Origin of the sequence: Mesorhizobium amorphae CCNWGS0123 (genome assembly GCF_001686985.1) — a bacterium.
Taxonomy (GTDB): Bacteria; Pseudomonadota; Alphaproteobacteria; order Rhizobiales; family Rhizobiaceae; genus Mesorhizobium; species Mesorhizobium amorphae.
The window spans coordinates 246,845-273,811 of record NZ_CP015318.1 but is presented as its reverse complement, the minus strand read 5'-3'; the positions used below and the strand labels follow the sequence as shown (position 1 = coordinate 273,811).

General features: G+C 63.3%; 23 protein-coding genes. 9 read left to right on the top strand and 14 right to left on the bottom strand.

Annotation, left to right across the window (positions count from 1 at the left end; all coding sequences use genetic code 11):
• Positions 1-2: 2 nt before the first annotated feature.
• Genes A6B35_RS01185 through A6B35_RS01175 form a run of 3 tightly spaced genes read right to left on the bottom strand, consistent with a single transcriptional unit; the run spans position 3 to position 4,436 of the window.
• Positions 3-1,262 (bottom strand): aminomethyl transferase family protein, encoded by a 1,260-nt coding sequence (locus A6B35_RS01185; protein WP_065518131.1) that lies wholly within the window; start codon positions 1,260-1,262, stop codon positions 3-5.
• A 2-nt stretch (positions 1,263-1,264) separates the two neighbouring features.
• Positions 1,265-2,830 carry a phytoene desaturase family protein gene (locus tag A6B35_RS01180; RefSeq protein ID WP_006201232.1) on the bottom strand — a complete coding sequence of 522 codons (1,566 nt, stop codon included), beginning with the start codon at positions 2,828-2,830 and terminating at the stop codon, positions 1,265-1,267.
• Positions 2,817-4,436 carry a phytoene desaturase family protein gene (locus tag A6B35_RS01175; RefSeq protein WP_006201233.1) on the bottom strand — a complete coding sequence of 540 codons (1,620 nt, stop codon included), beginning with the start codon at positions 4,434-4,436 and terminating at the stop codon, positions 2,817-2,819. The genes A6B35_RS01180 and A6B35_RS01175 overlap by 14 nt, the downstream gene beginning before the upstream one ends.
• A 200-nt stretch (positions 4,437-4,636) precedes the next feature.
• Between A6B35_RS01175 and A6B35_RS01170 the strand changes: the two genes are divergently transcribed.
• The 5 genes from A6B35_RS01170 to A6B35_RS01150 all read left to right on the top strand — a co-directional run bounded on the left by A6B35_RS01170 (position 4,637) and on the right by A6B35_RS01150 (position 9,759).
• Positions 4,637-5,431: a methyltransferase domain-containing protein gene (locus tag A6B35_RS01170; protein WP_006201234.1), complete on the top strand. Its 795-nt coding sequence runs from the start codon at positions 4,637-4,639 to the stop codon at positions 5,429-5,431.
• 6 nt (positions 5,432-5,437) lie between these two features.
• A complete protein-coding gene (betI, locus tag A6B35_RS01165; RefSeq protein ID WP_006201235.1) occupies positions 5,438-6,124 on the top strand; it encodes a transcriptional regulator BetI in 687 nt (228 codons plus the stop codon).
• Between the two features lie 53 nt (positions 6,125-6,177).
• Entirely contained in the window at positions 6,178-7,260 is a 1,083-nt protein-coding gene (locus A6B35_RS01160) for an ABC transporter substrate-binding protein (RefSeq protein WP_006201236.1), read from the top strand.
• 115 nt (positions 7,261-7,375) lie between these two features.
• Positions 7,376-8,452, top strand: a complete 1,077-nt coding sequence (locus A6B35_RS01155) for an extracellular solute-binding protein (RefSeq protein WP_006201237.1) — start codon at positions 7,376-7,378, stop codon at positions 8,450-8,452.
• Positions 8,449-9,759, top strand: coding sequence for a flavin monoamine oxidase family protein (locus A6B35_RS01150; RefSeq protein ID WP_006201238.1), 1,311 nt, complete (start codon positions 8,449-8,451; stop codon positions 9,757-9,759). Before A6B35_RS01155 ends, A6B35_RS01150 begins: the two co-directional genes overlap by 4 nt.
• Here A6B35_RS01150 and A6B35_RS01145 read toward each other — a convergent pair.
• From A6B35_RS01145 to A6B35_RS01135, 3 genes are read right to left on the bottom strand one after another with little or no spacing between them, the layout of a single operon-like run.
• A complete protein-coding gene (locus tag A6B35_RS01145; RefSeq protein ID WP_006201239.1) occupies positions 9,723-10,796 on the bottom strand; it encodes an ABC transporter ATP-binding protein in 1,074 nt (357 codons plus the stop codon). The two genes, A6B35_RS01150 and A6B35_RS01145, sit on opposite strands and share 37 nt — an antisense overlap.
• Positions 10,797-10,854: 58 nt before the next feature.
• Positions 10,855-11,682, bottom strand: coding sequence for an ABC transporter permease (locus A6B35_RS01140; RefSeq protein ID WP_006201240.1), 828 nt, complete (start codon positions 11,680-11,682; stop codon positions 10,855-10,857).
• The gene (locus A6B35_RS01135; protein WP_006201241.1) at positions 11,679-12,596 is read right to left on the bottom strand and encodes an ABC transporter permease; all 918 of its coding nucleotides are present in this window, start codon (positions 12,594-12,596) and stop codon (positions 11,679-11,681) included. Before A6B35_RS01135 ends, A6B35_RS01140 begins: the two co-directional genes overlap by 4 nt.
• 288 nt (positions 12,597-12,884) lie before the next feature.
• On the opposite strand from A6B35_RS01135, the gene A6B35_RS01130 reads away from it, so the two are divergent.
• Complete coding sequence (locus tag A6B35_RS01130) at positions 12,885-14,300, top strand: aminotransferase (RefSeq protein WP_006201242.1); 1,416 nt, start codon at positions 12,885-12,887, stop codon at positions 14,298-14,300.
• 456 nt (positions 14,301-14,756) lie between these two features.
• On the opposite strand, the gene A6B35_RS01125 is transcribed toward A6B35_RS01130, so the two are convergent.
• On the bottom strand, positions 14,757-15,959 hold the full coding sequence (locus A6B35_RS01125) for an aromatic ring-hydroxylating oxygenase subunit alpha (protein ID WP_006202199.1): 1,203 nt from the start codon (positions 15,957-15,959) through the stop codon (positions 14,757-14,759).
• Positions 15,960-16,484: 525 nt separating this feature from the next.
• On the opposite strand from A6B35_RS01125, the gene A6B35_RS01120 reads away from it, so the two are divergent.
• Complete coding sequence (locus A6B35_RS01120; RefSeq protein WP_006202197.1) at positions 16,485-16,892, top strand: hypothetical protein; 408 nt, start codon at positions 16,485-16,487, stop codon at positions 16,890-16,892.
• Between the two features lie 184 nt (positions 16,893-17,076).
• On the opposite strand, the gene A6B35_RS01115 is transcribed toward A6B35_RS01120, so the two are convergent.
• Both A6B35_RS01115 and A6B35_RS01110 read right to left on the bottom strand, forming a co-directional pair.
• Positions 17,077-19,167 carry a sensor histidine kinase gene (locus tag A6B35_RS01115; RefSeq protein WP_006202196.1) on the bottom strand — a complete coding sequence of 697 codons (2,091 nt, stop codon included), beginning with the start codon at positions 19,165-19,167 and terminating at the stop codon, positions 17,077-17,079.
• Positions 19,168-19,396: 229 nt separating this feature from the next.
• Positions 19,397-20,173 carry a response regulator gene (locus A6B35_RS01110; protein WP_193364559.1) on the bottom strand — a complete coding sequence of 259 codons (777 nt, stop codon included), beginning with the start codon at positions 20,171-20,173 and terminating at the stop codon, positions 19,397-19,399.
• Between the two features lie 47 nt (positions 20,174-20,220).
• Between A6B35_RS01110 and A6B35_RS01105 the strand changes: the two genes are divergently transcribed.
• Positions 20,221-20,904 carry a response regulator transcription factor gene (locus A6B35_RS01105; RefSeq protein WP_006202194.1) on the top strand — a complete coding sequence of 228 codons (684 nt, stop codon included), beginning with the start codon at positions 20,221-20,223 and terminating at the stop codon, positions 20,902-20,904.
• A gap of 73 nt (positions 20,905-20,977) precedes the next feature.
• Here A6B35_RS01105 and A6B35_RS36095 read toward each other — a convergent pair whose 3' ends face one another.
• Genes A6B35_RS36095 through A6B35_RS35375 form a run of 3 tightly spaced genes read right to left on the bottom strand, consistent with a single transcriptional unit; the run spans position 20,978 to position 21,877 of the window.
• Positions 20,978-21,145 (bottom strand): hypothetical protein, encoded by a 168-nt coding sequence (locus A6B35_RS36095; protein WP_006202193.1) that lies wholly within the window; start codon positions 21,143-21,145, stop codon positions 20,978-20,980.
• A gap of 40 nt (positions 21,146-21,185) precedes the next feature.
• Positions 21,186-21,518 (bottom strand): hypothetical protein, encoded by a 333-nt coding sequence (locus A6B35_RS01100; RefSeq protein ID WP_006202192.1) that lies wholly within the window; start codon positions 21,516-21,518, stop codon positions 21,186-21,188.
• 59 nt (positions 21,519-21,577) lie between these two features.
• The gene (locus A6B35_RS35375; RefSeq protein ID WP_139032210.1) at positions 21,578-21,877 is read right to left on the bottom strand and encodes a hypothetical protein; all 300 of its coding nucleotides are present in this window, start codon (positions 21,875-21,877) and stop codon (positions 21,578-21,580) included.
• Between A6B35_RS35375 and A6B35_RS01095 the strand changes: the two genes are divergently transcribed.
• On the top strand, positions 21,876-22,328 hold the full coding sequence (locus A6B35_RS01095; protein WP_006202191.1) for a L,D-transpeptidase: 453 nt from the start codon (positions 21,876-21,878) through the stop codon (positions 22,326-22,328). The two genes, A6B35_RS35375 and A6B35_RS01095, sit on opposite strands and share 2 nt — an antisense overlap.
• A 162-nt stretch (positions 22,329-22,490) precedes the next feature.
• Here A6B35_RS01095 and A6B35_RS01090 read toward each other — a convergent pair whose 3' ends face one another.
• Both A6B35_RS01090 and A6B35_RS01085 read right to left on the bottom strand, forming a co-directional pair.
• Positions 22,491-25,574, bottom strand: a complete 3,084-nt coding sequence (locus A6B35_RS01090; protein ID WP_065518130.1) for an efflux RND transporter permease subunit — start codon at positions 25,572-25,574, stop codon at positions 22,491-22,493.
• Positions 25,571-26,881 carry an efflux RND transporter periplasmic adaptor subunit gene (locus A6B35_RS01085; RefSeq protein ID WP_006206457.1) on the bottom strand — a complete coding sequence of 437 codons (1,311 nt, stop codon included), beginning with the start codon at positions 26,879-26,881 and terminating at the stop codon, positions 25,571-25,573. Before A6B35_RS01085 ends, A6B35_RS01090 begins: the two co-directional genes overlap by 4 nt.
• Positions 26,882-26,967 lie beyond the last annotated feature (86 nt).

Here is a 26,967-nt window from a genome sequence, read left to right as displayed (position 1 = left end):
GCTCAGAAATCCGCCGGCGGGTTGGTGGTGCGGCGGTCGAGCTTGATGAAAGGGCGCTGCACCACCTTGGCCCGCTTCATCAGCTTCTGGTACTGCAATTCGCGCATGGCGTAGATCTCGACCCAGAGATCTTCGACCATCGTATCCCCAAAAGGCCGTGCCAGTGAGGCGATGGCGATATTGCGCTTGGCCATGGGTGACCACATGGCGGCGCTGACCAGACCGACCTCCTGGCTCTTCTTGTGGTAGACGATGGCATGCTCGGCCGGGATGTTGCCTTCGATCTCCAGCCCGACCAGCACGTGCCGCAGCTTTCTCTTGGTCCGCGCTTCGAGGATGGCGCGGCGGCCGTTGAAATGGCTTTTTTCCAGGTCGATCATGAAACCGAGGCCGATCTCGTCAGGCATGCGCAGACGGTCGGCGCGGATGGCGTGCTCGGCCGTGGTGAAGTCGGCATTGGCGACGATCAGCCCGGCTTCGAGCCGGGCGCGGTTCAGCGCCGTGTAACCAATGGCGCGGATGCCGCGCAACTCGCCCGCCGCCATCAGCCGGTCCCAGAGGCTCAGTGCCTTCTCGGCTTGCACGAACAGTTCGTAGCCGAGGTCGCCGGTGAACCCGGTGCGCGAAATGGTGACCGCGCCGCCGTCATGCGGGAACTCGGCGAGGTCGAAAATTTTCAACCGCTCGACGCCGGCGAAACCGGCATCGCGCAGCAAGGCGAACGAGGTCGGGCCTTGCAGCGCCAGGCCGGCGACGGCCTCGGTTTCTTCCTTAACGGTGATCTCGAAACCGATGGCACTGTCCAGCAGCCAGGGCAGATGTCGCTCCTGCGAGCAAAGACGAAAGCGGGTCGGCGACAGCCGGAACAAAGTGCCGTCGTCGAGCACGAAACCTGCGTCGTCGCACCATGCGGTGTAGTGGACGCGGCCCGGCTTGAGCTTGGTCACGTCGCGCAAGGTGACGCGGTTGAGGAAGGCCTCGGCGCCGGGACCCTCGATGCGGTATTTCGTCATCGGTGAGATGTCAAACAAGGCCGCCTGGCTGCGGATGGCGAAATATTCCAGTTCCTCGTCCCACAAGGAATGCGGGGCGCGGTAGCCGGCCCAATTGTACCAGTCCTGGGCCTTGGCCAGCGCGTCGATGCGCGGCTGGAAGGGGGTGCCCAGCCGCAGTGTGCGGAAATGCGATTGCGCCGCGAGGCGAGCTTCGAGGGCGGTGTCGGCGCCGGTCACGACCGGCTTCTTCCTGGTTGCTTGCGCCATGGTCATGCCCTCATCGCGATGATGCGGCGCGCGGCGTTGAGGCCGGGCGCGCCGGAAACGCCGCCGCCTGGGTGCGAGCCTGCGCCGGCGAGGAATAGCCCTTCGACCGGCGTGTCGTAGCCCGACCATCCGGACATCGGCCGCGACATCAGCATCTGGTCGGCCTGCAATTCGCCGTGATGCCAGTGGCCTCCGGGCATCCTGTAGCGCGCCTCGATATCGGCCGGCGTCAGAAGCTCGGTGTGAAGCACGGTCTTGGAAATGCCCGGCGCGTAGGTCTCGAGCTGAGCCATGATCGCCTTCAGGAATTTCGGTTTGCCCGCGCTCCAGCCTTCCTTCAGCGCATAGGGTGCATATTGCACGACCGCCGACAGCACGCAGGCGCCGGCGGGCGCAAGCGACGGATCGGTGAGGTTGGGCAGCGTGATCTCCATCACGGGTTCAGGTGAGAACTCGCCATATTTGCAGGGATTGAAGGCACGCTCGACGTGATCGGGCGAGGGCGCGATGACCAGGCGGCCCTTGTGGCCGGCGGCGTCGATACCGGCAAATTGCGGCGGCCGGTCGAGCGCCAGATGCAGCTTGGCCGCATCGCCCTTCATGCGGATACTTTTGACCTTGCGTACGAAGCCTGTGTCGACCTCGCGCGGTCCGACGAGATCGAGGATGGTTGTTGCCGGATTGACGGCGGAGATGAGCGTTTTCGCACGTAGCACCTCGCCGCTGTCGAGCGCGACGCCGACGGCGCGACCTTTTTCGACGATGATCCTGGCGACAGGTGACTTGGCGCGGATGGTCACGCCGGCCTTCTCCGCCGCTGCACGGATGGCGGCGATGACCGCGCCCATGCCGCCTTTAGGCAGCATCTGCGCCCCGGCGATGCCGCCCGTCTCGCCCGCCAGCCGGTAGTAGAGGCCGAGCAGCGAGGTCGGCGAACGCGGACCGAGATGGCTGCCGAGCGTCGCGTCGAAGGCGAGCAGGCCTTTCAGCCGGTCGTCGGTGAGTTGCTCATCAAGCAGGTCGGCGACATTCATCAACAGCACGCGCAGGAAATCGCGCATGTCCTCCTTGCCGAGTTTCTTCAGCGCCAGCGCTGTCTGGCCAAGAGCTGCCGTCTCCCGCAGCGACATGGCGCCAAGGTCGGGCGGACGGCGTGACAAGAAGGGCTTCAGTATGCCGGCATAGCGCAGCAGCTGGGCGCGTAGTTCCTTCCATGCGGTTTGCTCGGACGAACTGGCGCCGGTCAGCACCTCGCCATAGGCGCCATGCAGCATAAGCGGCGGGCCATCCCTGGACAGCGCAACGGTCGGCACGAAATCGCCGCGTGCAATCTCCAGCCCGTGACGTTCCAGCTCCAACGTTTTCACGACATCGGGATGCAGACGGTTCAGCACATGGGCGACGGAGGAGACACGAAAGCCCGGGGCGAATTCGTCGGTCCGCGCCGCACCGCCGATATCGGTTGCGGCTTCCAGCACGAGCACCTTGCGGCCGCTCTTCGCCAGCACTGCAGCGGCGACAAGGCCGTTATGGCCGCCGCCGATGATGATCACATCAAATGACGTCATGGGCCGGGCTCATATGAGAGGTTGACTTGGCAAGGTCGCGCAGGATTTCGGCGGCGGCATTGCGGCCAGGCGCGCCCATGACGCCGCCGCCGGGATGAGTGGAGGAGCCGCACATATAGAGCCCACCGACCGGCGAGCGGTATTGCGCGTAGCCGGGAACCGGACGATTGAACAGAAGCTGGTCGAAGGTCAGCTCGCCCTGGAAGATGTTGCCTTCGGTCAGGCCGACCTCGGCCTCGATCTCGCGCGGCGTGCGCACTTCCATATGGACAATGCGATCGCGGAAGCCCGGCGAATATTCCGCGATCTGCGCGATGACGCTTTCCGCGAAGCCGTCGCGATCGGCGTCGGTCCAGTCGTGGCCGTTCACCTTGGGCGGCGCGTATTGCACAAAGCAGCTCATGAAATGCTTGCCCGGCGGCGCCATGGTCGGGTCGAGCGTCGTCGGGATGACCATGTCGAGGAACGGGTCGACCGACCAGCGCCCGGCCTTCCAGTCGTCATAGGCGCGCTCCATGCGCTCCATCGAATCGGTGAAATGCATATCGCCGCGATAGACCGGCGAATCCTTCGGAAGCGCCGGGAATTCGGGCAGCGAATCCAGCGCGATGTTGACCTTGCCCGACGAGCCACGAATCTTGAAGTTCCTGACCCGGCGCAGGAAGACATCGGGCAGTTCCTTTTCTTCGACCAGTTTCAAGAAGGTGCGCTTCACGTCGGCGTTGGAGACGACGAGCTTGCCATAAATCTCCTCGCCGCCGGCCAGCACCACGCCTTTCGCCTTGCCTCGGCTGACCAGCACGTGGTCGACCTCGGCGCCGGTGCGGATGGTGCCGCCGGAAGCCTTGAAGGACGCGGCGAGCGCCTTGGTGACGGCGCCCATGCCGCCGCGCGCATAGCCCCAGGCGCCGACCGAGCCGTCGACCTCGCCCATATAGTGGTGGAGCAGCACGTAGGCCGTGCCCGGCGACATCGGACCGAGCGCCGTGCCGATGATGCCGGAGAGCGCGAAGTTCGCCTTGATGACGTCGGTCTCGAAATATTCGTCGAGGAAGTCCGAGATCGACATGGTCCAGAAGCGCAGCGTCAGCGCCATTTCTTCCGCCGTGAGGCCGGCGAATTTCTTGCCGAGATAAAGAAGCTCGCCGAGGTCGCGCGGCCGCAAGCTTGTCGGGTCCGGCGCGGTGCGCATCAGCAGCGGCTGGATGAAACGGCACTGCCGCGTCACGTCTCGGGCGTAGCGGTCATAGGCTTCGGCATCGCGCCTGGAGAAACGGGCGAACTCGCGCCGATGCGCGTCATGGTCGCGGTAGTTGGCGAGGTAGTCGCCGTCGCGGGTGAAGACCGCGCCACCCTCGTAGGAAATCACCTGCAGGCCGAAGCGCGGCAGCTCGAGATCGCGCATGATCTCGGGCCGGAACAGCGAGCAAACATAGGAGCAGTTGGAGTAGAGGAAACCGGGCGTCAGTTCCCTGCTGGTGGCCGCACCGCCGACCCAGTCGTTCTTCTCCACCACCAGCACGTCGAGGCCGGCGCGCTGGAGATAGCAGGCGTTGACCAGCCCGTTGTGGCCGCCGCCGATGACGATTGCATCCCACGCCTTCATATACGCCGAGCCTTCATGGCGATCTCACCGTTCATTCTTATGTGATCTGTTCCCGAATGCTCGGAATTTGGCACGGCTTCAGCCATTTTGTCCAGCCATATTGAATGAATGTTCAACAAATGATGTTGCGTTTTCCTGTTTATGCGCTAGGCTTTGCCGACATTCTGGGCTGTCCTGCAGGCAGTCGGAGCTGAGGTCAGATGATCGAAACGGCGGACGCCGAGCCGGAATATGACGACACCGCCATCCGCTTCCTGGAGGCGCTGTGGGGCGATGGCTATCTGTCGCCGGGCGGGCCCGACGAGGTCGACCGGGTCGTCGAAGGCCTGTCGCTCGCGGGCAAGACGATCCTCGACATCGGCTGCGGTGCGGGCGGCATTACATTGCATCTGGTCGAGCACCACGGTGCCGCTCACGCCATCGGCTTCGATGTCGAGAGACCGGTGATCGAGGTGGCGCGGAGACGGGCAGTGGCTCGCGGGCTTAGCGACCGCGTCAGCTTCGTCCAGGCGCCGCCCGGTCCGCTGCCTTTCACAGATGCTTCCTTCGACGTCGTCTTCTCCAAGGATGCGCTGCTGCACGTACCCGACAAGGACGCGCTGTTTGCCGAAATCTTTCGTGTGCTGAAGCCGGGCGGAATGTTTGCGGCATCGAATTGGATGATCTCGCATGATGGCGAACCGTCGTCCGAGATGAAGGCCTATGTCGCGGCCGAGGGGCTGTCCTTCGCCATGGCCTCGCCTGAGCGCTATGCGCTGGCGATGCGCCGGGCAGGGTTTGCCGATGTCACCATTCGCGACCGCAATCCCTGGTATCGCGAGGTCGCTCGCGGCGAGCTGGAGAGGCTGAAAGGTCCGCTCTATCCGACGGTCACTGCCGCGGTCGGCGCTGCCTATGTCGACAAGAACATCCGGACCTGGGAAGCCATGCAGAAGGTGCTTGACAGTGGTGAGCACCGTCCCACTCATCTTCGCGGTCGAAAGCCGGTTGGGTAGCCGGCAATGCTGGAGATCATGACGCCGATGAAGACCGCAGAAGCCAGGGATGTCCTTCCTGAACCAGCACGAAAAGGCGACGCCGAAAAGCGCGGCCGCAAGGCGTCGAAGGAAGTCCGGCAGCAACAGCTGATCGAGGCGACGATCGATTCGCTGGCCAAGCGCGGCTATTCGGAGACGACGATGGCCGACGTTGCCGATGGCGCGGGCCTGTCGCGCGGCATCGTCAACTTTCACTTCGAAAGCAAGGACAAGCTGCTCGTCGCCACGTTGCAATACATGGCCGACGAATATGCCGCGCACTGGCGTGCCGCATTGACCAAGGCCGGCGAGGACCCGGCCCACCAGTTGCGGGCGCTGGTTGCTGCCGATTTCGACCGTTCGATCTGCAACAAGCGCAAGCTGGCCGCCTGGTGCGCCTTTTGGGGCGAGGCCAAGTCGCGGCCGACCTATCAGGCGCTCTGCGGCGCGCGCGACGCGGCCTACCAGAAGATCTTCATCGATCTCTGCGCAACGCTCAAAGAGAGCGGCGGCTATGCCTATGAGCCGCAAGTCATCGCCTTGGCGCTGAGCGCCATGCTGGAAGGTCTGTGGCTGCGGCTGATGATGGGGACCGAGGACGTCACCCGCGAGAGCGCGCTGCAGGCGGCGAACGCGTTCCTGTCGGCGGCATTTCCAAAGCATTACCCGTGAGAAAGCCGGCGGCATCAAGCCGGCATCAACAACCAAAAGAGGATGGAACAGCAATGAAGATACTCAGCCGACGCCTGACACTGACATTGGCACTGGGTGCAACGCTGGCGGCTTCGGCGGCGGCGCTCGCCGTTGCCGCCGACAAGGACCTGATCGTGTTCGACTGGTCCGGTTACGAAGACCCCAGCTTCCACCCGAAATATGTCGAGAAGAACGGCGACTCGCCGACATTCACCTTCTTCGGCGACGAGGACGAGGCGTTCGAGAAGGTCCGCTCCGGCTTCAAGGCCGACCTCGGTCATCCCTGTTCGCAGAGCGTGGTGAAATGGCGCGAGGCAGGGCTGCTGCAGCCGCTCGACACCTCGAAGATCGCGGGCTGGAAGGACCTCAATCCCGGCATCATGGCGATGAAGGATCTTGCCACCACCGCCGACGGCAAGGCCTGGTTCATGCCCTGGGATTGGGGCAACACGCAGCTCACCTACAATTCCGACAAGGTCGACGAGAAGGACGTGCAGTCGCTGAAGGCCTTCGCCGATCCCAAGTTCCAGGGTCGGGTTTCGATCGGCGACAATGTCGACGACGCCTACGCGCTGGCCAGCCTCGCCATCGGGCTCAAGGACTGGACCAAGATGACGGACGACCAGTTCAAGCAAGCGTCCGACTTCCTGCGCCAGGTACACAAGAATGTCCGCTCCTACTGGACCGACACCACCGACATCGTCCAGCAGCTGAGCGGCGGCGAGGTCGATCTCGCCTGGGCTTGGAATGACGCCACGGTGCAGTCGGTCGCCGCCGGCGTGCCGATCAAGGCCAAGAAGGACACCGCCGAGGGTATCTCGACCTGGGTCTGCGGCTATGTGCTGTTCAAGGATGCGCCGGACAATGTCGACAAGGCCTATGACTATCTGAACGCCATCAACGATCCGGAAACCGCCAAGGTGCTGGTCAAGGACTGGGGCTATGGCCAGGCCAACGCCCAGGGCATGGCCGGCGTCGACCAGGCGATCCTGAAGGAAAAGGGCTACGACGACGTGCAGAAATTCGTCGACAAGACGCTGTTCCAGTCGCCGATCCCCTCCGATCTCAAGCTCAAGATGATCGCCGAGTTCGAGAAGATCAAAGCCGGCTATTGAGGCTGCTCCGACTGGCCCGTCCGCCCGCCGACATGGCAGGGCCGACGGGCTCGCCAAAGCGCGGAAATTCTCCTAACGTCGCCGTGCCGTTTTCGCGATGGGGGAGGTTCGCGCCATGAATTCCATGCTTCGCCGCCTTGCCTTGGCCGCCGCCTGCACCATCGGCGCGGGTGCGGCCTACGCGCTTGCCGAAGGCGGCGGCGATCTCGTCGTGTTCGACTGGTCGGGCTACGAGGACCCGCTGCTGCATCCCGAGTACGCCGCCAAATACGGCGCCGAGCCGACCTTCGCCTTCTTCGGTGACGAGGACGAAGCGTTCGAAAAGATGCGTGCCGGCTTCAAGGCCGACATCGCGCATCCCTGCTCGCAGAGCGTGGTGAAGTGGCGGGATGCCGGCATGCTGCAGCCGCTCGACACGTCGAAAATATCAGGCTGGAAGGACCTCAATCCCGGCATCATGGCGATGAAGGATCTGGCGACGACCGCCGACGGCAAGGCCTGGTTCATGCCCTTCGACTGGGGCAACACCTCGCTGCTCTATCGGACCGACAACGTCACCAAGGAAGAGGCGCAGTCGCTCAAGATCTTCGCCGATCCGAAGTTCAAGGGTCGTGTCACCATCGGTGACAATGTCGACGACGCCTATGCGCTGGCAAGCCTGGTCATCGGGCTGAAGGACTGGACCAAGATGACGGACGCGCAGTTCAAAGAGGCGTCCGATTTCCTGCGCGCCGTGCACAAGAACGTGCGCTTCTACTGGACCGACGACACCGACATCAATCAGGCCTTTTCCGGCAACGAGGTCGATCTCGCCTGGGGCTGGAACGAGACCTTCGTAACGCTGAAGGGCCAAGGCGTGCCGATCGAAATGAACCGCGACACCAAGGAGGGCCTGTCGACGTGGGTGTGCGGCTATGTGCTGATGAAGGATGCGCCCGGCAAGCTCGACCAGGCCTATGATTTCCTCAACGCAGTCAATACGCCTGGAGTGTCGGATCATATGGTCAAGACCTTCGGCTACGGCCACGGCAATGGCGCCGGCATGGCGGCGATCGACCACGGCATCCTGGTCGAGCGCGGCTTCGACAATCTCGACAAATTCCTCGACAAGACGCTGTTCCAGCAGCCGGTGGCGGCGGAGCTCAAGCAGCGCATGGTCGCCGAGTTCGAGAAGATCAAGGCCGGCTATTGAGCAAAGAGATCGAAAGAACCGGCGTCGTCATCGTCGGCGCCGGCTTCACCGGCCTGTCGGCCGCGCTCGAATTGAACAAAGCCGGCATCGATTTCCTGCTGCTCGAAGCGCGCGACCGTGTCGGCGGGCGAGTCGAGGCTACGTTGAACGGGCTTGGCGAACGCATCGACAGCGGCGGCCAGTTCCTGTGCGAGGACATGCCGGAATTGATGGCGCTGGTCGAGGCGCGCGGCAAGACGCTGGCCGTGACCTATGTCGAGGGCGATTTCATCGCGCGGCCGTCAATGTCACCGAAGGAGGCCGAGCGGACCTATTTCGCCGCGATGGCGATCCGCGAGCGCATGAATGCCATCGCGCCTGACGATCCCGCGATTGCCGGCCTGACCGTTGCAGCCTGGCTCGACCGCCAGAACGATACCGCCGATGCCAAGGTAGCCTTTCGGTCGATGATCGAAGGCCTGTGGTGCCTGGCGCTGGAGAAGGTGCCGCTCTGGCACCTGATCGACAATGACCGCCGGATCACCAACGAGGTGCCGGAGCTGCAGTATTCCTTGCGCGAGACCATGCAGTCGCTGGCCGATGATCTGGCCGGCGAGCTCGGCGGCCGGCTGCGGCTGAACGAGCCCGTGACGCAGATCGGACACGGGCCGAAAGGCGTCCGTGCTATCTCGGCCAACGGCGCGATCGAAGCGCGCCAGGTCCTGGTCGCGCTGCCGCCGGCGACAGCTGCGAAACTCGATTTCGCACCATCTCTGCCGGTCAACTTGAAGAGGGCGCTGGACGTTTGGCAGAGCGGCGCGGTGATCAAAATCCTCGTGCGCTACGCAACTCCATTCTGGCGCGACCGCGGCTTGAGCGGCATGGTGATGTGGCGCGACCGGCCGGGACTGTTTGCCTGTGACACCAGCAAGGATGCGGACCATGCCGCGCTCGTCGTCTTCGTCGGCGGACCGCTTGCGCTGCGCTGGCGCGAGTTCAGCGATGCAGCGCTGCGCGCCGAAGTGACGGCAAGGCTGGAGGAAGCGCTCGGCCCGGATGCGTCCGATATCCTCGATTTCAGCCATCGCGACTGGACGCATGACCGCTGGAGCGGTGGCGCCTACAGCGACCTTATTGTCGTCACCACGGCGACGGATGCCGAACGCACGATCCTGGCCGGCGTGCCGCCCGTCCATTTCGCCTCGTCGGAAGTGTCGCCGTCATTTCCGGGCTATGTCGAGGGCGCGATTGTGGCAGGGCGCATCGCCGCCAAGAAGATCGCTACCGAACTTCAGTCTGCCATCGCCACCAAAGCTTCAGGATCATAGGCGAGGCGGATCGAGGTGCCGACCGGGATATCGTCGGCGCCGAAATCATTGGTCTCGGTGACTGACAGCGGTTTTTCCAGCCCTGGTATCTCGACGATCAAGTGGGTGATCTCGCCGAAATAGTGGCGCTCGACCACCTTGCCGGCGACCTCGAATTTCGCCGTGGCATTGTCCCACAGCACGCGCAGGCGCTCCGGCCTGATGCCGAGCGTGGCGGCGCCGCCATTGCGGACAAAAGCTTTGGGTTTGTCGGTTTTGACGCGGCCGAAGCCCAGCGTGTCGACGACCAAGGAGGCGCCGTTCTCCTCGACGATCTCGGCCTTGACGAAATTCATGCCGCCGAGGAAGTCGGCGACCTGGCGATTGACCGGCCGCTGGTAGATCTCCTTGGGCGAGGCGACCTGCGCGATCTTGCCGCCGAACATCACGGCGATGCGGTCCGACATGGCTAGCGCTTCATACTGGTCATGCGTGACCAGTATGAAGGTGATGCCGACCGCCTGCTGCAGGCGGCGCAGCTCGACCTGCATCTGCTCGCGCAGTTTCTTGTCCAGCGCCGACAGCGGCTCGTCGAGCAGCAGCACCTTCGGCCGCATCACCAGCGCACGCGCGAGCGCGACGCGCTGGCGCTGGCCGCCGGAGAGTTCGGTGGCCAGACGCTTGCCTAGGCCGGTCAGCGACACCTGCGCCAGCGCCTCCTCGACGCGGCGCCTTTCCTCCGATCCTTCGAGCTTCAGCCGCTTCAGCCCGTAGGCGACGTTCTGCTCGACATTGAGATGCGGAAAGATCGCATAGCTCTGGAACACCATGTTGGTCGGCCGGCGGTTGGCCGGGATGCCTTCCATCGGCTGGCCGCCGACGGCGATCGAGCCGGTGGTCGGATTGTCGAAGCCGGCGATCATGCGCAGCAGCGTGGTCTTGCCGCAGCCGGATGGGCCGAGCAGCGAGAAGAACTCGCCTTCCCTGATGGTCAGCGTGGCATCGTCCAACGCCTTGAAGGCGCCATAGCTGCGGGTGACGTTGCGGATTTCGATCATGGGTCGTTCGGAAAGCGGGGGCCGTTCGGATTGATGAGGCCGGGCGGCCTGGGACTGCTCAGGCATAGAGGCCTCCCTCGTTCTGTGTGCGCCTGGCCGCACGGCGGCGCAGGATTTCGGCAACGGTCATCAGCAGGAAAGAGGCGACCAGCAGCAAGGTGCCCAGCGCCAGCACACCGGGCAGCTTCGATGCGAAACGCAGCTGGCCCCAGATGTAGATCGGCAGCGTCGCATCGGTGCCGGTCAGGAAGAAGGCGATGATGAACTCGTCGAGCGAGATGGTGAAGCAGACCAGCAGGCTGGAGATGATCGCCGGCGCCACCATTGGCAGCGTCACCCGCCGGAAGGTGCCGAAGGCGCTCTCGCCGAGATCGGCGGAGGCCTCCTCAAGGCTGCGGTCGAAGCCCTCGAAACCGGAGGTCAGCACCGTCATCGAATAGGGGATGCAGACCAGCACATGGCCGAGCACAACGGTGAACAGCGACAGACTCAAGCCCAGTTGCAGCATCACCAGCAGCATCGAGATGGCGACGATGACTTCCGGCAGCACCAAGGGCGCCATGATCAGGCCGTTGATGGCGCGGCGGCCGGGGTAGCGGTAGCGGGTGATGGAGCGGGCGGCGAGGATGCCGAAGACGGTGGCGAGGATGGACGCCGAGACGCCGACCACCAGGCTGTTCCAGGCGGCGTCGAGCAGTGCGGGCGTCCGCGGCAGATCCTCGTACCATTTCAGCGTGTAGCCGGAGAGCGGGAATTTCGGCGTTGCCGCGGTGTTGATCGAGAAGATCGGCAGGAAGATAACCGGCAGATAGAGGAACACCACATAAAGGAAGGCATAGGCCGACAGCCAGCCGCCGCCGGGCAGGAAACGCCGCAACGCTGTCATCGGGCCAGCCTCTGCGCGGCGCGGATGATGAGCACCATGGTGCCGGCGATCAGCGTCACGATCAGCATGGTGGTGACGGAAAGTGCGGCGCCCAGCGGCCAGTTGGACGCCTTGCCGAACTGCGCCTGGATGGCGTTGGCGATCATGACGCCGTCCTTGCCGCCGACAAGCTTCGGTGTGACATAGTCGCCGACCGTCGGGATCATGACGATGAGTGCCGCCGAGATGATACCTGGCACCGACAGCGGCAGTGTCACGCGCAGGAAGGAACGGAGCGGACCGTCGCCGAGGTCCTTGGCCGCCTCGACCAGCGTGCGGTCGACTTTTTCCAATGACACGAAGATCGGCAGGATGGCGAAGGCCGCCCAGGCATGGGTCAGCGTGATGATGACGGCGGTCGAATTGTAGAGCAGTGCCGTCGACGGCTCGTCGATGATGCCGAGGCCCATCAGGCCGGAATTGAGCACGCCATTGTAGCCGAGGATGACCTTCCACGACATCACGCGCAGCAGATAGCTGGTCCAGAACGGAATGGTGATCAGGAACAGCCACAGGCTCTTGTGACGGCCGCCATGGAACGAGATGAAGTAGGCGATCGGATAGGCGAGCACGACCGTGAAGAAGCTCACCATCAGCGAGATGTAGAGAGAGCGCCAGAGCAGGTCGCGATAGATCGGCTCGGTCAGCGCGATGCGGTAGTTCTCCAGCGTGAAGGTTCGGTCGATGGTGAGATAGTTCTGCGTCCAGAAGGAGTGAGCGATGACCACCAGGATCGGCAGGACCAGAAGAATGAGGGCATAGAGGAAGGTGGGGCTGATCAGGGCAAAGCCCTGGACGGGTTCGGACTGCAGAAGGGCGTTTCGCCTGGCCCGTGTCATGCGCCGTGCAGGCGACCCCTCGGCAGCCGCCGTCATTGCAGCGCCCCCGGCGTGATCTCGGTTGCTGGCTCGGACTGTCCTGCCATGCTCATCCCATTGTTGGCGCCGGTCGCCTGTTTTATGCAAGGAGCATGATTTGCGGCGCGCTCCTTGCTTGCCGGCTTTCTTTCATCATGCGCGCATCCGGCGATTGAAATCAAGCGCTATTTCTGTAATATTGATTGAACGGACATTCAAAATGAAGTGAAGAAAGCCACTTTTCCCAAGGCTTGGAGCTTGACTTCGTGTCCGCTGAAAATTGTCACGAGAGCATGTGAGGCGAAGATGGCGGCTGCAAGAGACCTGAAGGCGAAGGAAACGGCCGATGCCGATGTCGACGCCGTCGAACTGGCCAAGCGCCATCTCGTCCAGCCCTGGCCGTTCGCCGGCTCGGTCGGCACCGAGGCGCGCGCGCTGATCGGCGAGGGCGAGGGCATCTACATCACCGACGCATCGGGCAAAAGGCTGATCGACGGACCGGCCGGCATGTGGTGCATCAATGTCGGCCACCGCCGCGAGGAACTCGCCAAGGTGATGTACGACCAGGCGATGGCGCTGTCCTACAACACGCCGTGGTACACGATGAACGCGCCATCGGCGGAGCTTGCCATGCGCATCGCCGGCCATGCGCCGGGGGATCTCAGCCATGTCTTCTTCACCACCGGCGGCTCCTCGGCGGTGGAGACGGCACTGCGCTTCATGCAGTTCTACAACAATGTGCGGGGGCGGCCGGAAAAGAAGCTGATCCTCAGCCGCGGCGGCGCCTATCACGGCTCGACCTATCTGTCGGCCTCGCTCAATGGCCGCCCACGCGACCGCCACTGGATGGATGGCGCCGACGAACTGGTCGTGAAGCTCTCTTCGCCGGACCCGTTCCGCCGGCCGCAAGGCATGAGCATAGAGGCGTTCACCGACTTCCTGGTCGATCAGTTCCGCGACACGGTCGCGCGCATCGGCGCCGACAGGATCGGCGCCTTCGTCGGCGAGCCGGTGCAGGCCTCGGGCGGCGTCGTGGTGCCGCCGGATGGCTACCTGAAGCGCATCCGCGAAATCTGCCGCGACAACGGCATCCTCTACATCTCCGACGAGGTGGTGACTGGCTTCGGCCGGCTCGGCCACGTCTTTGCCTCCGGTGAAATGTTCGGCATCGATCCCGACATGATCACCTTCGCCAAGGGCGTCACATCAGGCTATTTCCCGCTCGGCGGCGTCATCATCTCGGAGCGGATTTTGCAGGAGCTGCGCCGCTCGAACCACCCCGACGCGCTGTTCGGCCATGGTCTGACCTACACCAGTCATCCGATCGGCTGCGCGGTGGCGCTGAAGAACCTCGATATCCTCGAGGAGAGCGTGCTTGCCCATACGCGCGAGGTCGCACCCTATTTCCAGGCGCAGCTGAAGACGTTGGAGGAACTTCCTTTGGTCGGGGAGGTGCGCGGCATGGGGCTGATGGGCTGCGTCGAATGCGTCGCCGATCGCGAAAGCAAGGATCCGCTGAAGCTCGACAAGGACGTCGGCAAGCGCATCGACGCACATTGCCATGAGCTCGGCTTGCTGGTCCGGCCGCTGATCAACATGTGCGTGATGTCGCCGCCGCTGATCATTTCGCGGGAGCAGATCGACGACATGGTCGCGATCCTGCGCGAAGGCATTTCACGCACGATGGAAGATTTGAGGAAAGAGGGCGTGTGGCAGGGGTGATGGCTGATCTCCCCCCCCCCCTTGTGGGGGAGATGCCCGGCAGGGCAGAGGGGGGCGCTGTCCCGCCGGCCTGTCAGCTATTCCACACACCTTCGCCAGTTTGCGGGTGATCGCAAAGTAAGGAAGGCTAGCGTTCCTTCGCGCCCCCTTGTAACTTGGAACCGACCACTTTTGGCGGCCACCAGAAGTTGTCGCGGAGCCAAGCCCGTAGCCCCAGTGATCTCGAAGATCGTGACAGAGCGTGGGCCAGCTACACCATTTTCCCAAGCCCGAACAGTCGCTTGGGGAAATCCTCGGCCGAGGACCAACCCCGCCTCGCGCAAGGAGGGGCCAGTGAAAATGGAACCAGGACGTGTAGCTTCCGGGCAAAAACGCACTGGACTTCCAAGACAGTCGCTCTGTCCTGCCGGACATCTCCCCCACGAGGGGGGAGATTGGCAGCTTCGCCGCCTCGCGCTACGACCGCGACCTTAGCGCGTCATTCTGTGCCCACATGTCCTTCTCCTCCGGCGCGGTCTCGAGCCCGAGCACCGGGATCTGCTGGCGCAGATGGTCGTGGTGGGTGCGCACGCCGTATTCCAGGTCTGAGAGGTAAAAACCTTCGAAGGCCTCCGACAGCATGGATTCGTTCGACCATACCGAAAGCTGCACGTCCTCGTTCATCGTGTCACGGTCGATGCGGTAGGCGAGATAGCGCGCAGCCGCCTGCTCCCTGGTCTCATCGGGATAGCGGTAGATCGCGCCGCGCAGCAGCGTCTCGCCGGTCGAGATCGGGAACTCCTGATAGAACTGCACCGATTCCGGCATGATCGACAGCGCGTTGTTGGGGAAGATGCCGTAATAGATCCAGGCTCTGCGCAGATGCTCCGGCAGATGCGACGCGTCGGGGGTGAGCTTGATGTATTCGCGCACGCTCCAGCGCCGCCCGGCATGCGGATTGTAGGTGGCGAAGGAGCGCGACACGCCGTTGATGAACGGCTCGTCGAAATAGGTCGCGCCGTAGAGATCCTGCAGCGCCGGATGCGCCATGGCGACGTGATAGCCTTCATTGTCGACATCGCGTACCGACTTCCAGTTGACCGGCGACTTCTGCGTCCAGATGCCCCAGGACGGCACCATCTCGGCAACGTTGTAGTGAGCCATTTCGGCCTCGATCGGCTTCAGCAGTTCGGCCACTGACGGCTGCGGGCCACCCTTGCGGAAGCGGATGAAGATGAAGCCCATCCAGATTTCGAGGTCGAGCGGCATCAGGCCGAACTCGGTCTTGTCGAGATCGGGGAAGGAACGCGGACGGGCAGCACCGCGCAGCGTGCCATCGAGATTGTAGACCCAGCCATGGAAGGGGCAGACGAGCGCGTTCTTGCAGGTGCCCTGGCTGTCGGCGACGACGCGGCTGCCGCGGTGCCGGCACATATTGTTGAAGGCGCGCACGACGCCGTCCTTGCCGCGCACGATCAGGGCGCGCTCGCCGACCACATCCATGGTCAGATAGTCGCCGGCATTCGGCACGTCGGAGACATGGCCGGCGATCTGCCAGTGGTTGCGGAAGACGTATTCCCTCTCGAGTTCGAGAAGGGCGCTGGAGTGGTAACTCCAGCCCGGCAGGCCCCGCCGGTCCCAATTGTTGGGGATCGCCACGTCACGGAGGTGCGGGTTCATAAAAGGCTCTTCATTTGTTGAATACTCATTCAATAAAATCATATTTTTCTTTGAAATGCAATGGCTTGTGGAAATACAGAGATTTCAGCATGGCTGAATTGTGCAGACCTGGATCTGGTCCGACGAGAGAAAATCCCGGAAAATCCGGGCCTTAGCGCCGGTTGTGGATGATGCGCCTGGCGCGGAGATTCGCGGGCGCCGCGCCTGGGAAAATGAACGCATTTCCGAGGAAAAAGCCGCGGCGCCGGCAGACTGCCGCCCGGAGTGTGATCTTGCTCATAGTCTGGCCGGGCAGGTCGGGGCATAGCTCAACGCTATCACCGTCTAGGCAACATACTGATCATGCACATGAAACAGCTTCGCAAACGAAACAGACCATCGGCGCTTGCCCGATTGTGCCCGGATATGCCCGATTTTCTTGTTTCAACGCTGTTACACGGGCAACCTTCGCGCGTCGTTCGTCCGTTACCAGGCGCGATTAAGTTCGTTTTATAGCAAAGACAAAAATAAACGAAGGGAACGGCGATGTTTACGAAGGTTCACGCCAACAGCGACCGCGGCAGGCAAGTGCCGGAGCGCAATGACAGGCGTCCGAAGCTGGCCCTGCGCCAGCGCGCCACTGATCATCCGATGGTGATGTTCATGATGATGGGCGCCTGCGCTTTCGCAATCATGGCATTCACGCCGGCGGCCGGTCCGGCCTTCGCTTCGTTCAATCCGCCAGCCAACGTCATCGACGGCGCCTCGACCACGGTCAAGACAGCACGGCTGCCGAAGCCGGAAATCGATTTTGCCTGCAAGGGCCAGGCCTGGGGTGCCGAGAGCGCGGATTGCCTGCGCGTCATTGCCGCCCAGTCCGGCGTGCATAGAGACCGCGCCGTCCGCATGATCGCCAATGCCGCGCCGATGAGCAACACGCCGAATGTTTTTTGAGTTCTGCTAGGCATGATCCGACAGTAGGTATCTAGTCTTCGGGTCATGCTTGGACCTCCCAGAGCGCACCTCCAGCGCTCCAGTCAGGCTCCCGCCGCACGTCGGTCGGGAGTCTCTTTTTTTGGGTCTATTGATGTTCAGGTCAGGCCGGCCTGACCTGATCTCAACAGACCCAGGGAAGGGGTCAGCCGGCGGCCACGGCGACCTGCTCGGCAATGGCCGAGAGCACGCCGCGGACGTCCAGCGTGCTGAAAGGCTTCTCGAGGATTTGCGGGCGCTGTGGCGCCGGCAACGCCTCGATCTCGGCCTTGGCGCCGATCAGGTCGCCGGTGACGAGCACGAAGCGCTGCGCCAGGTCAGGCCGTTCGGCAAGCAGCTCGCGATAGATGGCGATGCCGCTGGTGCCGGGCATGCGCAGGTCGGAAAAGACGATGTCGGGCGGCATATGCCCTGCGAGGATCCCGGCTGCCGATGTCCAGGCCGCCACCACCCTCGACTTCAAGCCCATCAGTTCCAGAATGTCGGACAGCGAGCCGGCGACATCGGGCTCGTCGTCGATGATCAGCGCATGGCGCAGGCCGCTCGAGCGCGCCGGGCTTTCGCCGGCCGCGGCTGCACCGGCGGCGATCGCCGGCAACTGGACGACGAAGCGGGCACCCCTCGGCAGGACTTCCTCGAACCAGATGTTGCCGTTGTGCCGTTCGATGATCGATTTCGAGATCGACAGGCCGATGCCGGTGCCGACGCCGACCGGCTTGGTGGTGAAATAGGATTCGAAGATGCGCGAACGGATCGCTTCCGGCACACCGGGTCCGTTGTCCTCGATCGAAAAGCCGGGATTGCCGCGGTCGCTGCGAAATGTGCGTACCTTGATCAGCCGGTCGCCCGCGACGCCGGCCAAGGCATGCTGGCTGTTGATCAGGAAATTGGCCGCCACCTGTGTCACGTGGTCGGCATCGGCCATGGCCAGCAGCGGGCCGGCGGCGAAATCGGTGTCGATGATTATGCCGCTCGAGCGCGCGCCATAGGCGGTCACTTCGAGTGCCGCGCGGATCACCTGGTTGAGATCGGTCTCGGCCTGTGCCGCCGGATGCAGGCGCACCATAGACAGGAAGCTCTTGACGATACGGCCGCAGCGTTCGGCGGCGGCGCGGACCTTTTCGGCGCGCACCTTGGTCTGCGGGTCGGTGGCGAATTCGTGCAGAAGCGTCGACTGCGCGACGACCACGGCAAGCGGGTTGTTCAGCTCATGCGAGACACCTGCCAGCAGCGAACCCATCGCCGCCATTTTCTCGTTCTGGTGCAGTTTCTCGCGCTGACGACCGATCTCCTCCTCGGCGCGCAGCTTGTCGCGCAGGTCGCGGATCGAGCCGAAGATGAGACGGCGGTCGGCGACCCGCATCTCGGTCGCCGTCAATTCGATCGGAAAAACCTCGCCGGCCGCATTCTGGGTGACCGTTTCGAGCCGCTGGCCGACCATCGGCGAGCCGCGGCCCGACATGTAGTCGGCGCCCGACGCATAGCCCTTGCGGTAATATACCGGAACCACCGTATCGAGCAGGTCCTTGCCGAGTATGTCGGAGCGCCGAAAACCGAACATCTTTTCGGCGGCCGGATTGAATTCGATGATCGAGCCGGTCTCGTCGATGACGATGATGGCGTCGAGCGAGGCCTGCAGCATGGTACGGCGGATGACTTCGCTGGCATGGGCGTCCGAGGGCGAGCGCTCGATGGCGTCGCCGATGGCGAGCGCGATGATGTGCAGCGTCGCCTCTTCCTCGTCGGTCCAGCCGCGCTCGTCGACGCAGTCGTTAACCGCGAGCGTGCCCCAAAGATGGCCGTGCGCGAAGACCGAAACCGACAGGAACGACTTGATGTTCTGCTTTTCGAAGTCGGTTCTGAGAAAGCCTTCCAGATTGCGCGTGTGGCCGGCAAAGACCTTGCCCTGACGCTCGTCCTCGGCCAGTCGCTCCAGCAGCGGATCCGAATTGACGACCGTCTGCATGATGACCGTCGGCGATGCCAGTTCGCCGCCGAAGTCGGGGTCGATCCAGTAGGCCGAGACCGACTGGGCAAAGCCCTGGCCTGGCAATTCGCGCAACCGGAACAGGATGCCGCGCTGGCAATCCATGGCGTGGCACAGCGTCTCCAGGATGGTCTCCATCTCGCGCTGCCAGTCGCCGGCTTCGCGCAGCCGGCGAACGACGCGCACAGCCGCCATTGCAGCGCCCTGGCGGTCGCCCTTCATGTCCGTGTTTTCTGCGTCGGCAGTCATGATCAGCAATTATCCAAAAGCCACATCTGATAGACTACGGAATTCAGCGCATAGCCCGAAAATCGATGCCGATTTCCGGAAGCGTGATGCGCAAAATCAGAATGCTACAGCTTCCGTTGCGTGTTCGAAAGGACGCGCGGCGCCGTCGTACGGTTTTGAATCCTGAAATTGGCGAACGCTATTGCCGAAACAGCGAGCATTTCAAATCCACGACGCCGGGCTGTACGGCTCAGTTGCCGTCGCCGTTCGGCAGCGAGAAGATATAGCCTTCGCCGCGCACCGTGCGCAGGAATTTCGGATTGGCCGGATCGGCCTCGATCTTCTTGCGCAGCCGCATGATGCGGATATCGACCGCGCGCGAGGATTCCGGATCTTCGACAAACCCGATCGCTTCGGAGATCGCGGCGCGCGTCAAAAGACGGTTGGCGCGGGTCAGGAAGACCTCCAGCACGTCGAACTCGCTCTTGGCCATATCGATGACCGCGCCGTTGGCGCCGGTGACAAGCCTGCCGTCGAGATCGGCCTGGAAGGCGCCGAAGCTCAGGCGGCGCCCGGCGCCCGTCTCGGCCTTGGCGGCCTGCGGCACGGTCGGCTGCGGAACGCGGCGCAGCACGCTGCGGACCCTGGCCAGAACCTCGCGCAATTCATACGGCTTGACGATGTAGTCGTCGGCGCCGAGCTCCAGTCCGACGATGCGGTCGAGCGCGGTGCCGGCGGCGGTGGCATAGATGATGCCGATCGGGGTTTTGGAGCGCAGCCAGCGGCCGAACGACAGACCGTCCTCGCCGGGCATGGCGATGTCGAGAATGGCCAGATGGAAGGATTGCGTTTCCAGCAAGGTCCGCGCCTCGGCGGCACTTTCCGCCATCGCCACCTCATAGCCGCTGGCGCCAAGATACTCGGCGACCGCCTCCCTCAGGTCAGGCTCGTCCTCGACGACTACAATCCTTGCCCGCACTATGCTCTCGCTCCCGCTTTCAGCGGAAAGTAGATTGGGTATAAACATCATGTCCAGCACTCATCTTGAGATGTCTGTCGCGAGGTGGAAAAAACATGGCACGATCGGTCATCGCGCTCGTATCCTTGGCGCAAGTGGTTGCGAGCGACCTCGCCGACCATCTTGAGCGGCGTGGCCACGACGTGCGCGAAGCGCGCCAGCCCTGGGAAGCGGAGTCGCTGCTTTCGGCCAAGGGTATCGACGTGGTGGTTGTCGGCGACAGCCTGAGCCAGGCCGAGGGACGCGATCTCTTGAGGCGCCATGGCGGTGAGGGCGGGCCTGATTTCATCCTGATCTGCCGGCCGGCCGACCTTGTCGACAAGGTGCTGGCGCTCGAGCTCGGCGCCGCCGACGTCGTCGAAAGTCCGCTCAATGTCCGCGAGCTTGCAGCGCGCATCGGCGGCCTGTTGGCGCGGCGCGGCAGAGGTGCGGGCGAACTGGTCGTGCTGGAGAATGCGACCGTCGATCTGAGGTCGGCCATGGTCATGCATCGCTCGGGCACCGAGGACCAGCTCTCGCCGGGCCAGGTGGCGCTGCTCCGGCTGTTTCTGGCCAGCCCGCGCAAGGTGCTGACGCGCGACGACATCATTGCAGCGGCACCTGCCGAAAACGCCGACGCGTTCGATCGTTCGATCGATTCGCGCATCGTGCGGCTGCGCCGCAAGCTCGACACCGAAACCATCACCACAATAAGGGGAGCCGGCTACCGGTTCGACCCGCCGACGCAGCGCGCCGACTGAAAACAGGACGGTTACCCTGTTTCTTTGTTTCAGCATCGGACCGGTTTCCATCTTTTGGGTCCGATGCAATCGCTCAGCGCACCACGAGTACGGAAGGCCCTGACGGCATATCGCTGGCGAGGCTGACCTCATAGGTCTGGGCACGATCCCGCAACAGCACCGCGGCAAGGCCGGCAAAGCCGAGCAGGGCTTGGGCATAAAGCAATGCAGAAAGCACCGCGGCAGCAGACTTCGTGTTCATTCTTCCATCCCTTCAGATCAGCCCAAAATATATTGGCGCTTCAGGAAACCCCCGAAGTGCCCGCGCCGCCCACGGAGCCCCCCGTCGCGGCGCGGGCCTTCGGTCCTCTCGGCAGCAAGTAGCCGGAGGCGCCGCGCATCCACTTCAGCCCAAGGCCGACCCGCCAGAGGGCCTTGAGCCGGTTAATGCGCAGGCTGGAGACGATCCAGACCGTGGCGATGAACAGTGCGGCATGCAGCGTCGAAACCTCGCCCGTGTTCATCGCCGCAAGCGTCGTCATCGGGCTTGCGGCAATTGTGCCGACGCCGCCGACGATGACCGCCGCGATGCTTATCCTGAGGATCCAGGACGGGATGTTCGTTTTGCTGCTCATTTTCGTTTGGTGCCGACTGCTTTTCGTTACGTCAACTGTGCGGCCAGGCTGTATCCAGATCATGCCGCGTGGGCGACGCTTTGTTGCAGGTTGGTTTCGAGACGGCTTAAGTCCCTTTCCTGTAAAGGAAAATCGCGCCTTCGTTTCGCAAAAGCGTGAGAGTTCGGTTGTGTCGGGTTGTAGAGCCGCCAGACCATAGTGGCCTGAACCGGCGGGTCGGGGTAACCATACTTGTTAATATTAGGAAACAGATTCGAAACAAAAGCGAGCATCAAGCGAAGTCGGCCTGAAACATGACGCAGCGATAAGTCCGCCATCGAATTGGAGCCGGCCGGACCGGCAGAGAGAGGGGACATCATGCACACCACCATTTCCGCCAAGCTTATCAACATCACTGCCGCTGCGCTTACCGGCGCGGCCTTGTTCTTCGGCAGTGGCGCCGCCCATGCCAACCAGATCCTGGCCCGTGTCTCGCTTTCGCAGCAGACCATGGAAGTGCTGGTCGACGGCCGCCCGACCTTCGCCTGGAAGGTGTCGACCGGCGGCAGGGGGTATGTCACGCCGACCGGCTCGTTCAAGCCGACCCGCATGCATGAGATGTGGTACTCGAAGAAATACGACAATGCCCCGATGCCGCATTCGGTTTTCTTCAGTGGCGGCTACGCGGTGCATGCGACTTATGCCATCAAGAACCTCGGCCGGCCTGCCTCGCATGGCTGCGTGCGGCTGCATCCCGACAATGCCGCCGATTTCTACCAGCTGGTCGAGGCCTTTGGCCCGGCCAACACCAGCATCGTCATCGTCAAGTAGCAGGCTGTGGTTGGAGCCGGCTGTGAAGCTTCGGCAAGCTTGCCGCGCTTTCACCGTTTCAGGCTCCCGCCGGAAGGTGCTGTAAGCGGTTTCCGCGGTTAATCAACTCAGTCAAAAAAGGGGCCGGAAATTTCCGGCCTCTTTTTTTGTCGCTTGTCTTTGTCAGTCCACCGGCACCGGCATCAGCTTCGGATCCGGCTTCTCGGCGTGATGCGGCAAGTCCTTGCTGGCGATGAAGGTGTAGAACATCGGCACCACGAACAGCGTGAACATGGTTCCGACCAGGATGCCGGTGAAGATCACCAGGCCCATCGAGTAACGGGCTGCGGCGCCGGCACCACTGGAGATGATCAGCGGCACCACGCCCAGCGCCATCGCCGCCGTCGTCATCAGGATCGGCCGCAATCGGACCTTGGCAGAGGCGACGATCGCTTCGCGCCGCGACATATGGTGCTTCTCTCGCTGCTGGTTGGCAAACTCGACCAAAAGGATGCCGTGCTTGGTGATCAGGCCGATCAGCGTGATCAAGCCGACCTGGGTGTAGATGTTCAGCGTTCCGAGACCCAGATTGAGCGGTACGATGGCGCCGAAGATCGACAGCGGCACCGCCATCATGATGATCAGCGGATCGCGGAAGCTTTCGAACTGCGCCGCCAGCACCAAATAGATGACCAGCACGGCCGCCGCAAAGGCGATCAGGATCGTGTTGCCCTGTTCCTTCTCCTGCCTGGACTGACCGGAATAGTCGACGAAGAAGGTTTCGGGCAGGCTCTCCTTGGCGATGTCCTCCAGGGCCTTCAGTCCGTCACCAGTGGTGACGCCAGGCAGCGGCAGCGCGGAAATCGTCGCCGAGTTCAGCTGGTTGAACTGCTCAATGGCCGCCGGCGACGCATTGGTCGAAATCGTCACCACGGAAGAAAGCGGCACCATCTCGCCCGAGGCGCTGCGCACGAAATACTCGGCCAGCTTCTCGGGATTGTCGCGGAATTCCTGCGGCACCTGCGGGATGATGTCGTAGCTGTTGGAGTCGCGGTCGAACTGCGCCACTTCGGCACCGCCGACCAGCAAGGTCAAGGTGCGGCCGATGTCGGCGATCGGCAGGTTGAGGGCCGCGGCGCGATCGCGATCGATGGTCACCGTCACCTGTGGCGCGTCGTAGGACATCGAGTTCTGCACGACGATGAAACGGCCGGAGGCCTGCGCCTTGTTCTTGATCTGCTCCGCCGCCTCGTAGACCTCTGAAGCAGCGCCGGTCGAGCGCACCACCATCGAGATGGGCAGGCCGCCGCCGGAGCCCGGCAGCGTCGGCGGCGCGAAGACGAAGGCCTCGACGCCGGCGACCTTGCCGAGACGCCCTTGTATGTCGGCCTGGAGCTCCTTCGAACTGCGGGCGCGCTCGGCCCAGTCCTTGAACGCGAAGCCGACGAAGGCGCCGTTGGTCTGGCCGCCGAAGGCGACCGCCGAAAACTGCGCCCGCGTTTCCGGGATATCCTTGACCAGGCCCAGGATCTGATTGACGTAGGTCTCGGTATAGTCCGACGTCGCGTAGCGCGGCCCGGTCACGATCGACAGCAGGAAGCCTTGGTCTTCTTCCGGCGCCAGTTCGCTCGAGGTCTTTGTGAAGGCGAAGCCGGTGACGCCGACCAGCGCAAGGACGATGATCAGTGTCACCGGGCGATAATTCAGCGAGCCTTTGACCGCCTTCTCATAGACGCGCTCGACCCACCCGAAGGTGCCGTCGACAACGCGCTGGAAACGGCCGGGCGCGCCTGCCTTCAGCAGGCGCGCCGACATCATCGGCGTGATGGTGACGGCGATGATGCCTGACAGCACCACCGAACCGGCAAGGGTGACGGCGAATTCGCGAAACAGTGCGCCGGTCAGGCCGCCGGTGAAAGCCAACGGCGCGAACACTGCGGCCAGCGTGATCGTCATGGCGACGATGGCGGAAAAGATTTCCCGCATGCCGTTGAAGGCCGCCTGCATCGGCGACATGTGGTCTTCTTCCATGTGGCGGTGAATGTTCTCCACCACCACGATGGCGTCGTCGACGACCAGGCCGATCGCCAGCACCATGGCCAGCAACGACAGGAGGTTGATCGAATAGCCGACCGAAAGCAGCAGGAAGCAGACGCCGATCAGCGATAGCGGAATGGTGACGATCGGCATCATCACCGAGCGGAACGAACCGAGGAAGAGCAGGATGACGACGATGACGATGGCCACCGCCTCGGCGATGGTCTTGAACACCTCCTCGATCGAGGCGCTGATCTGTTCGGTGGAATCATAGACGATCTCGATCGTCATGCCTTTCGGCAGCGTGTCCTGGATCGTCGGCACGATCTTGTGGATCGCCGCCGCCGTCGTCAGCGGGTTCGCCGCCGGCGTCGGGAAGATGGCGAGGAAGGTGCCGGGCTTGCCGTTGAAGCTGACCCTGGTGTCGGTATTCTCCGCGCCCAGTTCCACGCGCGCAACGTCGCGCAACCGCACCACGTTGCCGTCTTTCGAGCGCAGCGGAAGCTCGGCGAAAGCCTCCGGGGTCTGCAATGTCGAGCGCACGGTGATCGACGAGACGACATACTCGTTCTGGGTATTGCCGGGCGCGGAGAGGAAGTTGGAATCATTGATGGCGGTCAGCACGTCCGCCGCGGTGACGCCGCGCGCGGCAAGCTTGACCGGGTCGATCCAGACGCGCATCGAATATTCCTGGGCGCCGAAGATCTGCACGTCGGCAACGCCTTCCACCGTCGAGATACGGGGCCGGATGACGCGCTCGATATATTCGGTCAGCTGCTCCTTCGTCATGTTCGGATTCTGCATCGAGATGTACATCATCGCGAACTGGTCGCCGGTGCCTTTGACGATCACAGGGTCCTTGGACGCATCCGGCAAGGTGCCGCGCACGCCTTGCACCTTCGACAGCACTTCGGTCAGCGCGACATCGGGATTGGAACCGAGTTTCATCTGCACCGTCACGGTGCTGGAAGACGGCCGGCTTGCCGAGGTGACGTAGTCGATGTTTTCGGTCGAGGCGACGGCGCGCGCGATCGGCGCGGAGATGAAGCCCTGGATCAGGTCGGCGCTGGCGCCGGGATAGGCGGTCGTGATCGTGATCGCGGTTTCATCGACCTTCGGGTATTGCCGGATCGACAGGTTGAAGATGCCCTGAAAACCCAGGAGCAGGATCATGCAGGCCAGAACGGTCGACAGGACCGGGCGACGGATGAAGATGTCGGAAATGCTCATTGCTGGGCGGCCTGGTTGTTAGCCGATTTGGTCGGGTCGATGGTGTTGTCGACGGCAACGGACATGCCGTTGTAGAGCCGGTTCTGACCGGCGGTGACGACCTCGTCACCGGAGGCGATCCCTTCCAGGACCTCAACCATGCCATTGTTGCGGCGGCCCGGCTTGACGAAGACCTGCGAAAGGACAAGCTCCGGCTCCGGCTTCGGCGCTTCCGTTGCAGGCTTGGCCGGGTCTGCAGCCGCCTTGTCGGCTGGCTTTGCTGCAGCACCTTCGGCAGCGGGTTTCATCGCATCCGCGGGCTTGGCGGCATCCGCCGCAGGTTTGTCGGCCGGCTTTTCTTCCGGCTTGCCTGCCGGGGCCGGAGCGGCCTCGGCAGCCTTGGCCGGACGCACGACGAAGACGAAGTCGCCATAGAGGCTGGACGTCAGCGCCGTCTGCGGCACCGCCAGCACGTTGTTTTCCTCGGGCAGTTCGACACGCACTTGCACGAACTGGCCAGGCGTCAGCTTGCCTTCGGTGTTGGCGACCTCTGCCCGGATGGTGACAAGCCGGCTCGCGGGATCAATCTTGGGGTCGATGCCGCGGATCCTGCCAGCGAACGGCATCTCACCGCCGCCAATGCCTAGCCGCACTGTCTGATCGATCTTCAGCAGCGGCAGCTGCTGCTCGGGAACCGAGAAGTCGACCCGCATCGTGTCCAGGTCCTGCAAGGTCACCACCGCGGTGCCGGGCGCCAGATACTGGCCGAGGTCGATTTTCGGGATACCCACCGTGCCGCTGAAAGGTGCCGTCAGCCGCTTCTGGTCGAGCACCGCCTGCAGCTTGGCCACTTGGGCTTGGGTGGCTGTTGCGGTTGCACGTGCCGTGTCGAGCGTGGCTTCCGGATTGACGCCGCGCTTCTGCAGTTCGATGGCGCGCTCCAGCGCCGTCTGGACGACCGCCACTTGCGCCTTCGTCGCTTCGAGGTCGGCGCGCTCGACGGCATCGTCGAGCTGCAGCAGGACCGCCCCGTCCGCAACCTTCTGGTTGGCGTGGAAGAGGATCTCCCTGACGATGCCGGCGGTTTCGACGGTGAGGTCGACACCGCGCACGGCACTGACCGTGCCGATGGCCTCGACGCCCGGCGTCCAACTCGACGGCTTGACGATGGTCGTCGACACGGTCGCCGCGGGCGGCTTCATCGTGGCGAAATACTGCTTGATCCCGTTGTCGCGCAGGAAGTTGAAGCCGACGATGCCGCCGCATACCACCGCGAGCACGAGCAAAACCAAGGCGATGACGATTATCTGGATGATGCGCTTGAACAAGAGTGCCCCCTCAACCGGCGACCGGCATGGCGGTCGATCCCGGGACAGATATTGGCGTCATGTCCCGATTCAAATGATGGCGGTCT